The organism is Mycetocola miduiensis (assembly GCF_900115155.1).
In the GTDB taxonomy this organism is placed as follows: Bacteria; Actinomycetota; Actinomycetes; order Actinomycetales; family Microbacteriaceae; genus Mycetocola_A; species Mycetocola_A miduiensis.
Genome location: NZ_FOVM01000006.1, coordinates 148,975 through 162,580, shown reverse-complemented (window position 1 = coordinate 162,580; position 13,606 = coordinate 148,975). Strand labels below are relative to the sequence as shown.

At 66.4% G+C, this 13,606-nt stretch carries 14 protein-coding genes; 4 read left to right on the top strand and 10 right to left on the bottom strand.

Translation table 11 applies throughout. The features are described 5' to 3' along the window. Nucleotides 1-37 precede the first annotated feature (37 nt). The 4 genes from BM197_RS16730 (at nucleotide 38) to BM197_RS11210 (ending at nucleotide 3,965) form a co-directional block, all read left to right on the top strand. Nucleotides 38-163: a hypothetical protein gene (locus BM197_RS16730; RefSeq protein ID WP_281247431.1), complete on the top strand. Its 126-nt coding sequence runs from the start codon at nucleotides 38-40 to the stop codon at nucleotides 161-163. A gap of 166 nt (nucleotides 164-329) precedes the next feature. Continuing rightward, nucleotides 330-1,319, top strand: a complete 990-nt coding sequence (locus BM197_RS11220) for a Gfo/Idh/MocA family protein (protein ID WP_090711545.1) — start codon at nucleotides 330-332, stop codon at nucleotides 1,317-1,319. Between the two features lie 190 nt (nucleotides 1,320-1,509). After that, nucleotides 1,510-3,450, top strand: a complete 1,941-nt coding sequence (locus BM197_RS11215; RefSeq protein ID WP_177216813.1) for a DUF5107 domain-containing protein — start codon at nucleotides 1,510-1,512, stop codon at nucleotides 3,448-3,450. A 98-nt stretch (nucleotides 3,451-3,548) separates the two neighbouring features. After that, nucleotides 3,549-3,965: a hypothetical protein gene (locus BM197_RS11210; protein WP_090711541.1), complete on the top strand. Its 417-nt coding sequence runs from the start codon at nucleotides 3,549-3,551 to the stop codon at nucleotides 3,963-3,965. 151 nt (nucleotides 3,966-4,116) lie between these two features. On the opposite strand, the gene BM197_RS11205 is transcribed toward BM197_RS11210, so the two are convergent. The 10 genes from BM197_RS11205 to BM197_RS11160 form a co-directional block, all read right to left on the bottom strand. Further along, nucleotides 4,117-6,678, bottom strand: coding sequence for an ATP-dependent Clp protease ATP-binding subunit (locus BM197_RS11205; RefSeq protein ID WP_090711538.1), 2,562 nt, complete (start codon nucleotides 6,676-6,678; stop codon nucleotides 4,117-4,119). A 188-nt stretch (nucleotides 6,679-6,866) separates the two neighbouring features. Next, the gene (locus tag BM197_RS11200) at nucleotides 6,867-7,628 is read right to left on the bottom strand and encodes an SGNH/GDSL hydrolase family protein (protein WP_090711715.1); all 762 of its coding nucleotides are present in this window, start codon (nucleotides 7,626-7,628) and stop codon (nucleotides 6,867-6,869) included. Between the two features lie 82 nt (nucleotides 7,629-7,710). Beyond that, nucleotides 7,711-8,382: an NAD(P)H-hydrate epimerase gene (locus BM197_RS11195; RefSeq protein ID WP_090711537.1), complete on the bottom strand. Its 672-nt coding sequence runs from the start codon at nucleotides 8,380-8,382 to the stop codon at nucleotides 7,711-7,713. Between the two features lie 31 nt (nucleotides 8,383-8,413). Further along, a complete protein-coding gene (locus BM197_RS11190; protein WP_090711535.1) occupies nucleotides 8,414-8,767 on the bottom strand; it encodes a UBP-type zinc finger domain-containing protein in 354 nt (117 codons plus the stop codon). A 93-nt stretch (nucleotides 8,768-8,860) separates the two neighbouring features. Beyond that, nucleotides 8,861-9,676, bottom strand: coding sequence for a DUF1206 domain-containing protein (locus BM197_RS11185; RefSeq protein WP_090711532.1), 816 nt, complete (start codon nucleotides 9,674-9,676; stop codon nucleotides 8,861-8,863). A gap of 175 nt (nucleotides 9,677-9,851) precedes the next feature. After that, nucleotides 9,852-10,148, bottom strand: a complete 297-nt coding sequence (locus tag BM197_RS11180) for an SHOCT domain-containing protein (RefSeq protein ID WP_090711530.1) — start codon at nucleotides 10,146-10,148, stop codon at nucleotides 9,852-9,854. A gap of 13 nt (nucleotides 10,149-10,161) precedes the next feature. Then, nucleotides 10,162-10,596: a DUF6325 family protein gene (locus tag BM197_RS11175; RefSeq protein WP_245762503.1), complete on the bottom strand. Its 435-nt coding sequence runs from the start codon at nucleotides 10,594-10,596 to the stop codon at nucleotides 10,162-10,164. 104 nt (nucleotides 10,597-10,700) lie between these two features. Further along, nucleotides 10,701-11,486 (bottom strand): alpha/beta fold hydrolase, encoded by a 786-nt coding sequence (locus BM197_RS11170; RefSeq protein WP_090711525.1) that lies wholly within the window; start codon nucleotides 11,484-11,486, stop codon nucleotides 10,701-10,703. A gap of 79 nt (nucleotides 11,487-11,565) precedes the next feature. Then, nucleotides 11,566-12,846, bottom strand: a complete 1,281-nt coding sequence (locus BM197_RS11165; protein ID WP_218151860.1) for a YihY/virulence factor BrkB family protein — start codon at nucleotides 12,844-12,846, stop codon at nucleotides 11,566-11,568. Nucleotides 12,847-12,983: 137 nt separating this feature from the next. Next, entirely contained in the window at nucleotides 12,984-13,538 is a 555-nt protein-coding gene (locus tag BM197_RS11160) for an SRPBCC family protein (protein ID WP_090711523.1), read from the bottom strand. Between the last annotated feature and the right edge of the window lie 68 nt (nucleotides 13,539-13,606).

Here is a 13,606-nt window from a genome sequence, read left to right as displayed (position 1 = left end):
TAGAGACAGGCGGCGCGTGCTTTCTTACACTTGACGGATGATGACGGCGACGGCAATGGAACGAGCGGACGACCGCTGGTACGACGAGTTCCACCTCGACTATGACCCGACGTTCGCCGGCGAGTCGAGCTTTACGGCTGAGGACTATCCGTCTCCTCGCTGATCCACCTCCCGCTGATCGAGTAGCCCGCTGATCGCACTTCGGCAAGCTCAGCAACCGGCGACGACGGAGCGTGTGCCGATACCCACGAACCTTCCCGGCACTCCCCGCGAACCGACACAATGGAGTCCACGACCCGCATCGACGCGGGCCTGCCCGAGAGGATCCCATGACCACCATCGCAATTCTCGGCGCCGGGTACATGGGGCGGACGCACGCGGCGGCATTCACAGCACTCGGGCACGACATCCGTTACATCTACGCCCGGCACTCCGGCGAGACGTTCGCCGGGGCCCCGGGCGCCCGTCTCGTCACCGATGTGACCACCGTGCTCGCCGATCCCGATGTCGACGTCGTGTCGATCTGCACGCCGACGACAACGCACCGTGACCTCGCGGTCCGAGCGCTCAACGCGGGTAAGCACGTCTTGCTCGAGAAGCCGGTCGCCCTGACCATCGCCGACGCCCTCGCCATCTCTGCGGCGGCATCCGCCAGCGACCGCACTGTCATGGTCGCCCACGTCGTGCGTTTCTTCGAGGGTTACCGCCGTGCCCGGGCGGATGTGGAGGCCGGCCGGATCGGATCGGTCGTGTCGGCCCGCGCGCGCCGGCTGATCACCAAGCCGGAGTCCGCCTGGTGGTACGACGAGGACGAGTCCGGCGGCGTCGTCGTCGACGTCGGCATCCATGACTTCGACCAGATGAACCTGTTTCTTGGCACCCCGGTGACCGTCACAAGCACATCGAACGACCCTCTCGGCCCGATCGAGACGACGATCGAATACCGTTCAGGAGCGATCGGCCAGGTGCTTACCTTCGCCGGTGTTCCGGCGGGAGCCCCGTTCACCACCTCGCTGAACCTGGTCGGCACCTTGGGGCTCCTCGACTACGAATTCGCAGCGGATGCTCCCACCGCGACGGGCGGACCATCGGGCGTCAACACGTACCGGCTCGCAACGGCGGGCGGAAGCGAGGCCGAGACGCTGTCGTCGCTTGATCATTATGAACGGCAGATCGAGTACTTTCTGGAGTGTGTGCGGACCGGGGCCGACCCTGTTTTCTGCCCGATGGCATCCGCTGTTCGCGCCCTCGAGGTGGCACTTGCCGCGCGCCAGTCGCTCGTGACCGGCGAGACCGTGCCGCTCGAGGAACGCGCCTGAACCGGAGATTTTGCCCACCACGCCGTCGAGCGCGGCGGGCAACCGGCGTGTCGGCAAAGACCTCCGCTTGACCCAACACTGGACGCCGCCACCACGCGCACTCCAGACTCAACAGGAGGGTGGGATGCCACCCGCCCACCGCAGAACACTCACCACCGAAGATCCACCACGCGCACTGAGAGGACCCACATTGACGTCGATCCGCCGAGGCACCCTGACCATCCCGACATCGACGTGGGGCCCATCGAATCCCCTGCCTGACATTTTCGGCAGCGGCGACATCCATGCCCAGTCGGGTTTCGAGGACGCCGAGGACATCGACGGCGAAGGCGTGGACGAACGCTCGAGCCGGGCGCAGACCGCTCTGCCCTACCTCGACCAGGACGGGTACCTGGCCGAAGAAGAACCGCAGGAGCATGCCACCGTCGTGCTCGAGAACGATCACCTGACGGCGACGTTCCTGCCCGGGCTCGGCGGGCGGCTGTGGTCCCTTCTCGACCGGGCCACCGGCCGCGAGTTGCTGCACCAGAACGAGGCGATCCGTTTCCGTAACCTCGCGCTCCGCAACGCGTGGTTCGCCGGCGGCGTGGAGTGGAACATCGGCATGATCGGGCATTCCCCGTTCACGAGTTCACCCGTGCACACCGCAGCGCTGAGCGGCCCGGACGGTGAAGTGGGGCTCCGCTTCTTCGAGTACGAACGCATCCGCAACGTGAGTTTCCGCGTCGACGCGTGGCTGCCGGAGGATTCGCACGAGCTGTTGATCCGCGGCACGATCGTCAACGATTCACCGCACGCGACGCCAATGTACTGGTGGTCGAACATGGCTGTTCCGCAACTCGAGGCAACACGGGTGCTCGCCCCAGCGGCATCCGCCTGGAAATACGGGCACGAACGGGTGCTCAGCACGGTTCCGGTGCCGGCCGTGGATGGCGGCGACATCACCTGGCCGGCGCGCACCCTCGAAACGGTGGACTACTTCTTCGACACGGCAGGCACGCGGATGCCGTGGGTCACCGCCGTGGACGGCACCGGTTTCGGTCTCGTCCAGGCATCGACCGCGAACCTGGTCGGGCGCAAACTGTTCCTCTGGGGCCAGGACGCGGGCGGCCGGCACTGGCAGGAGTGGGTGTCGGGCGCCGGTTCGTACTGCGAGATCCAGGCGGGGCTCGCGCGCACCCAACTGGAATACCTGCGGATGCCCGCCGAGACGGAGTGGTCGTGGGTGGAAGCGTACGGCGCGCTGCAGGTCGACGTCGCCACGGCCCAGTCGGAGGACTGGTCGGCGGCAACCGGCGCCGTGGCCGAGAACCTGGCGAGCCGTGATCTTCCCGGCCGACTGGAAGCGCTCCGGGATCGCGACCAGTCCATTGAGCTGCTCGTCGAGGTGCTTCCGGACGGCTCCGGGTGGGGCGCCGTCGAGAACGCGTTGCGCGAGTACCTCGGGCAGGGCGCGATCGACGCCGAACGCACTCCGTTCCCAGCGGATGCCGTCGGTCCGGCCGAGGAATACTGGCTCCGTCTGCTGCGCGGAGAGCCCGCCACAGCGACCGAACTGGATCCGCAGCATCCGCCGCTCTCCTACCAGATCGACCCGCGCTGGGTTCGGGTGCTGCAACACCACGACGACTGGCTGGCGCTCCTGCACCTCGGCGTGATCGCCGCCGCGCAGGGGTCGTTCGCCGAGGCCGGGGAGTTCTGGCAGGCATCGGTCGACCGCACCCGGAACGCGTGGGCGCTGCGCAACCTCGGGGCGCTGGCCGCCGACCGCGGCAACACGGCTGAGGCCGTGGTGTTCTACCGTTCTGCCCACGAGCTCGCGCCCGAATTGCTGCCGCTGACCCGCGAACTGCTCGGGGTGCTGCACGACGACGGACGCCCCGCCGACGTGCTCGAGCTGGTTCAGTCTCTTCCCGCCGACCAGCGCGACGACGGCCGGGTTCTCATCGCGGAGGCGCGCGCGGCGCTTGCGACCGGGGATCTCGACCGGTGCCGCGGCGTCCTCGACCGGAACCTCGAGGTGCTGGACCTGCGGGAGGGCGATTCGCTGCTCGAGGAGTTGTGGAACGAGTACCAGGCGGCGGCAGGTTCAACTGACCCCCTGCCCTCGCGGTACGACTTCCGAATGTGACGCGAGTTGCTGCCTTTGAGGGGGTACCGGGCTCGTAGAACCGCCTCAAACCCAGCAACTCGCGGAGGATTCCCACCCACGAGTGCGAGCATGAACTCATGACCGTCACGACATCCAGACCGCTGGCCCAGCGGCTGCGCGAAGCCGGACTCGGCTGGATCCCCGAATCGGGCGACCAGTTCTGCCTGGACACCGCCGAGTTCGAGGGCGAAGTGTTCACCGTCAGTGACATGACGATCGAACCGCACGACTATGACACCGGAACGATCCTCGGTTTCAACGGCACCACCGAGTGGGCGCTCGACTCGGTGGCGCTGGAGAAGACGTTGTGGCTGCCGCGCGAGGACCAGCTCCGTGAGCTTCTCGGCTCCACATTCAGCTTTCTGCTCCACGTCGATTACATGTGGGTGGTTGAGATCGATCTCGGCGGGCACAAGCTGCGTTTCGATGCCACGACGGCTCCGGATGCCTACGCTCTCGCTGTTCTCGGAGTGCTGAGCGCGCAGACGGCCTGACCTCCCGTCCGCAACTTCGGAGATTTCTCGAGAGCGGCGCTCTATGCACCCGTTCGAGCGCATGCGGAGCAGAATCTCCGAAGTTGGGGAACGCCACCCCGACACGCAAAAGGACCGCCACCGCTAAGCGGTGACGGCCCTTTTTCGCGAGCTATGCAGCCAGAGACGGCTCCAGCACGTGAGACTCGACGAGCAGCTCATCGCCCACGACGGACACCGCGATCGACGAACCCGCCGAGAGTTCCGTGTCGACCATGAGCCCGGCAATCCGATCCTCGACCTCACGCTGGATCACCCGGCGCAGCGGGCGCGCTCCGTACTCGGGTTCGTAACCGCTCGTCGCGATCCAGTCGACGGCAGCATCCGAAACGTTGAGCTCAACACCCTGCGCGTGAAGCCGCGATGCCGTGCGGGTGAGCAGCAGCCGCACGATGTCGTGCAGCTGCGCCTGCTCCAGCTTGCGGAACAGCACAACCTCGTCGATCCGGTTGAGGAACTCGGGGCGCATTGCTTCACGCAGCTTGCCCATCACCCGGTCGCGAAGCGCCTTCTCCGAACCGAACCCGCTGCCGTCAGCGGAATCGGCAACGAAGCCGAGCGCACCGCTGCGGCTGGCGAGGAACTCGGAGCCGATATTCGAGGTCATGATGACCACCGTGTTGCGGAAGTCGACAGTGCGACCCTGACCATCGGTCAGACGACCGTCGTCGAGCACCTGCAGCAGCAGGTTGAACACGTCGGGGTGGGCCTTCTCGATCTCGTCGAGCAGGATCACCGAGTACGGGTTCCGGCGCACGCGCTCGGTCAGCTGCCCGGCCTCGTCGTAGCCGACGTAGCCGGGAGGGGCACCGACGAGGCGCGACACCGTGTGCCGTTCGCCGAACTCGCTCATGTCGAACCTCAGCATCGCGCTGTCGTCTCCGAAGAGCGACGACGCGAGCGCCTTCGCCAGCTCGGTCTTGCCGACACCGGTGGGGCCGAGGAACAGGAAGCTGCCGACCGGACGGTTGGGGTCACCCATGCCGGTCCGGTTGCGGCGCACGGCTTTCGCGATCGATTCAACAGCGTCGTGCTGGCCGATCACCCGTTCGTGCAGTTCGGCCTCGAGCGAACCCAGCCGCTGCCGGTCGCCCTGGGTGAGCCGAGTCGCGGGGATGCCGGTGGCACGCGAGATGATCTCAGCGATCTCCGCCTCCCCGACGATCGCGGGAACCGAAGCGGATGCTGCGGCATCCATCGACTCCACTGCCGCGATCTGAGCGGTCAGCGCTTCGATCTCGTCGCGCAGGCGTGACGCTTCTTCGTAGCGTTCAGCGACAACCGCCGCATCCTTCGACGCTTCGAGGGTGGCGACGTGCTCGCGGAGCTCGGTGGTGTCGATCTTCGCGACCTGGCGGAGGCGCAACCGGGCACCGGCCTGGTCGAGCAGGTCGATGGCCTTGTCGGGCAGGAACCGGTCGGTCACGTACCGTGCAGACAGGTCCACGGCGGCGCGGAGTGCCTCGTCGGTGTAGCTGACGTCGTGGAACTCCTCGTAGCGCTCGCGGAGTCCGCGCAGGATGATCTCGGCGTCGTCGACGCTCGGTTCGTTCACGTTCACCGGCTGGAACCGGCGCTCGAGGGCGGCATCCTTCTCGATCCGTCGGTATTCCTTGAGCGTTGTTGCGCCGACGACGTGCAGCTCGCCGCGGGCCAGGCGTGGTTTGAGGATGTTTCCGGCGTCCATGCCGCCGCTTTCCCCGCCGCCACCGGCGCCGACGACCGTGTGCAGTTCGTCGACGAAGACGATCAGCTCACCCTGGTGGGTGGAGATCTCGTCGAGCAGCTTGGTCAGCCGCTCCTCGAAGTCGCCGCGGTATCGGGTGCCGCCGACCATCGAGGCGAGGTCGAGCGCGATCACGCGCTTGCCGCGCAGCAGGTGCGGCACATCCTCGTCGACGATGGCTTGGGCGAGTCCTTCGACGACAGCCGTCTTGCCGACGCCTGCCTCACCGATCAGCACCGGGTTGTTCTTCGTGCGGCGGGAGAGGATTTCGATCGTCTGTGCGATCTCGTCGGCACGGCCGATGACCGGGTCGAGCTTGCCGTCGCGGGCGCGGGCGGTGAGGTCGGTGCCGAACTGGTCGAGCATCGGGGTGGCGGATGCTGTCGATTGGCCGGGCGCCTCACCCGCGGCTTGCGCGGCGCGAGCGGATTCGTATCCCGCCTGGAGCGACTGCGGCGTGATGCCGAAGTGAGCGAGCAGTTGACCGGCGGGCATCTCTTGGTTGGCCACGAAGGCGAAGAAGAGATGCTCGGGGTCGATGTAGGTTGAGCCGAACGCCCGGGCGACCTGGTATGCGTCCATCAGGGCACGCTGGGTCGAAGACGTGAGCGAGGCAGACTGGACGTTCCGGTCCGCCTTCTCCGGCAGTCGTTGCTCGACTGCCTCAGCGAGCGCCTCGGGGTCAGCCCCGAGCGATTGGATGGCATCCGCGACCGGAGCCTTTTCAAGAAGCACCCGAAGCACGTGCAGCGCGTCGACCTCGGAGTGGCCGTGCTCCACGGCGAACCGGGCAGCGTCGGCAAGCACCTCCTGGGTGCGGCGGCTGAGCAGCCGGGTGATGTCGATCGTCCGCCCGGACTGCGCGGCGCGCTGTCCTTGTAGGTAGCGGGCGAGGAATTCGTCGAACGATTCGCTTTCCGAACCGGTCGGACCGAAGAATGGGGGCATGTGTCCTCCTGGAACTTGAGTGCCTTCGACTCAACTCAACGGCAGCACCCTAGCGTCTATTCCCGCTCGATTCCAAAACCTGAGCCTCGGCGGCTCAACTCCGTTTCACGTCGGGCATAATTTCACCTGTTTCGGACGGATTCACGCGGCGCAGCGGGTGAACCAAACCGGAACGAATGTATAGGTGCTCAGTCCACCGGCAGCAGCGTTGGCCGCTTCGGCTCCCGCCCATCGCCTGAAGACCGCCCGGTGACCCGGCGCCCGATCCAAGGCAGCACGAACTCGCGGTAGTACGCTGCGGTATTACGGGAACGCGACCCAGAGCCCGCCGACGCTACTTCCTCCACACCCCACTCCTCCGGCACCGGAACACCCAATGCGGTGAGCACGTTCGACGCGACCCGGGCGTGGCCAAGCGCGTTGAGGTGCAGCTTGTCGACGGACCAGTAACGGATGTCGGTGAGCGTCTCGTCCGCCCAGTTATTGACGAGCGTGACCGGGGTCGGTTTCAGGGCGGTGAGGACGGCATCCGCCAGCAGGTCGCCGCGCTTCTGCATCAGGGCGCCCATCGGGAGGTGCCGCGACGGGTTCGCGCCGGCGAGGACGACGACGTGGAGACCGGGCTGTTCGAGGGCACGGTCAACGAGCTTCACGGTTTCGTCGACAACCCAGCTGATGGCCACCCGGGGGCGCATGATGTCGTTGCCGCCGCCGTTGAAGGTGAGCAGGTCGGGGCTCAACGCGAGGGCGGGTTCGAGTTGCTCGGCGATGATCGGTCCGAGCTTGCGCCCGCGGATTGCGAGGTTCGCGTACCCGATCGGCTCGTCGGCTGCTGCCTGCAGCCCCAGCGCCACGAAATCCGCCCACCCGCGCAGGCGCCCGTCGGGCAGTTCGTCGCCGACACCCTCGGTGAAGCTGTCGCCGAGCGCAACGTAACGCGAGACGGTCATGTCGTGATCCTCCGAACGGATGCCGCCGGCTGGCCGGATGCCTGCAGGCAGCACCCTCCATTATGGGGGTGTCACGACAGGATCAGCCCCCTGACGCGACGCGGTCGAGTTCCGGTCCGAGCCCGATATCGACCACGACAAGCCGGCCCACGTAGTCGACCGCGGGGGCGATGAGCAGCCCGGTCTTGCATGCGCCGAACGTCACCGTCACGTCGGCCGGCAGCACGGTCGGATCGGGCACGGACCCGTCGTCGGGGTGCACGCCGCTCGGAAGGTCGACGGCAACGACGACCGGCGGATGCTCCTCCGCCAACACCGGAAGGATCGCGGCGACGATCTCACGCGCCCGTCCGCGCAGGGCCGGCGTGGCGCCCGTTCCGGTGCCCAGGATGCCGTCGACGACCACGTCGGATCCCCGCCCGAGGGACGCCACCGCATCCGTGTCGGTGTCAGCCGGTAGCATCCGCACGCCGGCGTCGATCGCGGCCACACGACCTCCCTCATGCATACGGTCGGAGGTGGGGACGACGGTGACGGTGTTGCCGAGCGCGGCGAGCTCAGCGCCCGCGAAGAGGGCGTCGCCGCCGTTGTTGCCGGGGCCGACGAGCAGCAAAATCTCGCCGGGAGCGTCGGGAGCCAGGAGCAGCCGGATCTCACGGGCGAGCGCGGCCGCGGCGCGGGCCATCAAGGGAACCCCAGCGGCGAGCAGCGGTTCCTCGGCAGCCCGGATCTGGGCAGCTGTGTACGCCTCCATCAGGTGAACGCTTTCATCTGGAACGCCCGCATCAGTGCGGGTGGGTCAGGTCGCGCCAGTTGTCCGGCACCCGCCCGGTCGGCCCGGGCGACGGCTGGTCAAGGGGGCGACTGCGCGGTTCAGCGAGCTTCGGCCCGAAAAACCTCAACTTTCTGCGGTAGTCCCAGAACCAGTCCTCACCGGGTTCGAAACTCTGCACCACCGGATGCCCCGTCTCGGCGAAATGCGCCGCCGCGTGTTTCGATGGCGAACTGTCGCAGCATCCGATGCGGGCACACAGCGCGCACCGACGCAGGTGCACCCACCACCCGTCGATGGCTTCACAATCTAGGCAGATGGTGGTGACCGGCACAGCCTTCGGGTTGATGTCCTCATTCTCGGTCATGCTTCCCCTCCCGGTGAGTGGGAGCATACTCCGGGCGCGCCGAGGACGAAACGCCGCGCTTGAGGTCGACCAGGCGCTGAGGACGGTTCGGGCCTACAGCCGCGCGAACTTGGCCCGAGCGAAGCAGTACACCCCGTAAGAGATCAGGCCCAGCGCGACCAGGGTGAGCAGCACAACGCCGAGCGGAAGGGCGACGAGCGCTTTGAGAGCGCCGTCCAGACCGGTGGCTTCGCTGGCATCCGAGGTGAATGCGGCGACACAGAAGAGGATGCCGACGACAACGATCGCGACGCCCTTGGCGATGTACCCGACTCGGCCGAGCACGGTAACGGCACGACCGGTCGCGACCGAGGGCAGGTTGATGTCCTCGAGGAACTTCTTCTTCGCCCCCTTCACGATGAAGTAGACGCCAACGCCGATAACGCCCAGGCCGAGAACTGCGACGAGGAACACGCCGCCGGGTGTCGCGAGAAGCTTGGCGGTGAGGCTTTGCGTCTGGCCGGAGCTGTCGGCCGACCCGCCCATCGCGATGCTGGCTGCCGAGAGGCCGATCGCGAGGTATGCGACCGCCTTGCCGCCTTCCTTGCCGCGGTCGGCCCACGCGTCCTTGTTGTTCCCCCGCACGAGGAACGTCTCGAGCCCCTGGAAGAGCCCGAGCGCAAAGAGCCCGATGGCGACGGCCCATAGCAAGAACAGCCCGCCTGGACTCGACGCGAGTTGCCCGAGCGCTCCGCCCTGGTCCGCCTCACCTCCGGAACCGAACGCGACGCCGAGGGCGATACCGCCGATCAGGATGTGCAGGAGGCCGTTGACGGCGAACCCGACGCGCACCATGAGCTGGAAGGCGTGGTTGTCCTGCAGGCGAGTGGCGGCAGATCGCGCGGATGCCGTGGAAGATACGTGTGACATGCAAATCACATTAGAGCCGCGCAGCCACGACAGGCAGGTTTATCAGCACCCCTTGCGCGCGCGAGGCTGATCGTGCTGTTGCGGCTACGAGCCGAGCGACCGTGCTTTTCATGACGGAGCGGCCCGCACCATCCGGTGGGGCCGCCTGATCCGGTCGAGTATTCCGAAGCGGTTCTCAGCCGGCGAGAATTTTCGCCTTCTGCGCCTCGAACTCGGCGTCGGTCAGCACCCCCTGCGCCTTCAGCTCGCCGAGACTCTTGAGCTGTTCCAGTCGCTCGGTGTCCGGGTCCGCTTGCGGCATTGGTGCGTCGTAGGCCGGTTGGGCGTACTGCTGCTGGGCGTACGCCTCCTGCTGCGCCTGCTGTTCCTGCGAAGACCACCGCGCCTGTTGACGGCGCTGAACACGACCACTTACCGCGGTTGCCGTGCCCGCGACGACCGCCGTTCGAGCCACTCCTCGTAACAGTCCCATGTCTGGTTCCTCCTCAACTTCTCAATGCGGCTTCTGCCGCGTCGAGCGCGGCCATGATGTCCTGGGCCGGGATTCGCGCGCTTGCGATCACGTCGCCACCGGCTTCGCGCGCGGCCGCAATGAAGGGAATCGCCCAGACGTTCTCGTAAATGAGCAGCGCTGCGACGGTCCCGGGGTTCATCGCGTCAGCGGCTGAGGCAATGTCGTCATCATCGAGCAATCCAGACTGCACGGACGCCAGCGAGGCGAACCCCTCCAGCTCGACGCTGGCTTCTTCGGACCATTCGATGCCGGCCACCGAGCCGTCCTCGTCCTTAGCGATGATCAACAGGTCGTAGACCCAGATCACTCTCCGCTCAACCAGATCCATCAAAGCTTCGGCGGTCTTGCCTGTCGCTTTCTGGTCCAGTGGAAATTCGATCAACACGAAGTCGATCGGGCCGTGCACATCCGTCGTTGCCACGAGACATCACCTCTACACTTTTGTCGGCTAGGAACCTGACCAGTGTCTGTCCCCCCATAGGCGCAGTCCTCACCCAGCCCGGATGATCTTCAGTGCGCGGGCTGCAGGAACTCCAGTGCCGCCGCCCGGAGGTCCTTCGACGTCGGGGCGTTGAAGTGATTGCGGCCGGGGATTTCGTAGAAGGTCCCGCGCGGCGCTGCGCTGGCCAGGGCCCGCGACTTCTCGAGGATCGCGTCCTCCGTCCCCGTCGCGAACAACACCGGCTGTTGCGGCGGGTTGGCCGGGTCCGGCTGGGCGCCTCCGCGCATGCCTTCGACGAGCGAGATCAGCGCCGCAAGATCGTTGCCACGGATGCCGCTGGCCATCTTCACGTAGGCAGCGGTCAGTTTGTCAGTGGGAACGTTGCCCGTCTCAAGGAACTCGCGGGCCTGGTCGACACGGAACCGGGTGAGCGGGTCCCCGTCTGGAATGCCGCCGAGTACAGCGCGGGTGATCCGGTGAGGCAAGTCCAGGCAGGCCTGCCAGCCGACACGGGCGCCGAGCGAGTAACCCACGAATAACGTCTCGTCGAGCAGGAAGGTGTCGAGCACGTCGAGCAGGTCGTCGACGAGCAGCGGCATCGTGTACGCCTCAGGTGTGTGTGGTTTACTGCTCGCACCGTGCCCCCGCTGATCGATGGCGATTACTCGGAATCCGGCCCGGCTCAACACACGGGTCCAGCCCGAGTGGTGCCAGTTCAGCAGCCCTGCCGACGCGAAGCCGTGGACGAGAACGACCGGTTGCCCGCTGGGATCCCCGAACTCATAGGTCGCGATACGGATGTTGTCCCGCGTGAGAACGAATCGGGGGTCAGGCGAATCAGGAACCAGGGGCATGGTCCCATTATTGCGGCGGACATGCGACGTGCGCCCCACCGGTCGGCGGGGCGCACGTTCGTGGCGTCAGGAACAGCGGTCAGCGCTGGGCGTCGTCCGCGGCCTTTCGTGCCTCGGCCTCGCGCTCCTCGGCTTCGCGACGCTCCGCGTTACGGAGCCTCTCGGCCTTGCGACCTTCAGCGGTCTTGCCTTCAGGGTGACCGGCCTGCGCGGTGCCACCGGGGTCGCCGGCATCCGTGCCGTCATCGGAGTCGCGGTCAGTCGCGTACTCCTCAGGTTTGCGTGACTCACCTTCGGACTCGCGCAGCTGGCGACCGCTGTCGACGATCTCCTCTTCTTTCTTCTGCTTCTTCTCGCTTCCCTTCGTGTCGCGGGGTGGAAGCTGCAGGGTTTCCTCGGCTTCGATCCCGCCCTGAAGCTGGCGACCGCGCTCCATTTCAGCGTCGAACTCGGCACCGAAGAGCAGCGACAGGTTCACGATCCAGAGCCACAGAAGAACCACGATGACACCGGCGATGCTGCCGTACGTCTTCTGGTAGTTCGAGAAGTTCGCCACGTAGAAGAAGAAAGCGAGAGACGCGAGAGCCATCACGACGAGGGCGATGAGGGCGCCGAGTGACATCCAGCGGAACTTCGGCTGTTTCACGTTCGGCGTTCCGTAGTACAGCACCGCCACCATGAGCACCGCGAGGAAGGCGACGATCGGCCACTTGGCGATGTTCCACACGGTCAACGCCGCGTCACCAAGTCCGATGACGTTACCGATGGCCTCCGCAATCGGTCCGGAGATGATGAGCAGCAGCACGATGGCCACCGCGATGACGAGCAGCACGACGGTGAGAAGCACGACGGCGGGGCGCAGCTTCCAGAACGGCCGCCCCTCGTCCACTTCGTAGACCGTGTTCATAGCCTGGCTGAACGCGCTCACGTAGCCGGATGCCGACCAGATCGCGCCCAGGAGACCGACGACGAGTGCGAGTCCTGCCCCCTGCGAACTGGCGAGTTGCTCGATGGGCTGCCGCAGGGTTTCTGCCGTGGACGCGTCTCCCAGACTTTCGACGACCTGGAGGAGCATTTGCGTGGTCTGCTCAGCCTGGCCGAAGAGCCCGATGAGCGACAACAGCGCGAGCATCGCGGGGAAAATCGCCAGGACCGAGTAGTACGTCAGCGCTGCCGCCAGGGTTGTGCACTTATCGCTGCCGAACTCGTGCAGCGTGCGCTTGAGCACGTATCCCCATGACGGCTTCTTCACATCGGTGGGATCGTCCGGCTTGCGCGGATCCTCCGGGCTGGGCGCATTCTGCGCCTTCGCCACGCTGTCTTCACGACCCTTGTCGTCGGTTTTCTGATCCGTGCTCATGGTCGTCCCTCCGAATGTTCCCGGCCTTAATGGGAGCTTCAAGGTTGACGGTACGGTTCGAATGAGGCCAGAGGGTCGACGGATGCCACCGGCGTAGCTATAGTGCGGCGCGCTCCTCGAGCTCGCCCCCCGTTCTCCTAACGTGCGGCGGGCTCGGCCCGTTCGGCCCGTTCGGCCTGTTCGGCGTGCTTGGCCTGCTTGGCCTGTTCGGCGGCGTCCACGAGCCGGTCGAGCGTCTGGCTCCAGCCGTCGCGTGGGCCGTCTGTCTCCCACGATCGGACGCGATCCGGAGACCAGGAATCCGGGAACGCGAGGGTGAAAACCATGTCGGTCCGCTGCCCGCTGTCGCCCAGCACCACCGTCGCGAGCGGAGCGTCCTCAAGACGCGCACGGTCGATCTCGGGCCATCCTCCGACCGCGCCCCAGTAGAAGGCGAGCCGACTCGGCCGCGAGATTTCACTGTAGATGCCGCCGGTGAGGTAGCTCGTCGCCGGGTCGATCACCATCCGCTGTCGCCACGCGCCTCCGACGGCAAGGTCGACCTCGATCGGCTCTGACGGTGTCGGCTGGGACGGGTTGAAGAACCAGTCGAGGTGGGCGGGATCGGTCCAGGAACGGAAGACGCTCTGGCGGGGGGCATCGATGGATCGGGTCAGGGTGAATCCCCGGTGCAGATCGTAGGTCGCGGTCATCGGTACAGTTCACCTGCCCAACCGCCACGCGTCAACCGTTCACCGTTCACCGTTCACCGAAACTGCAG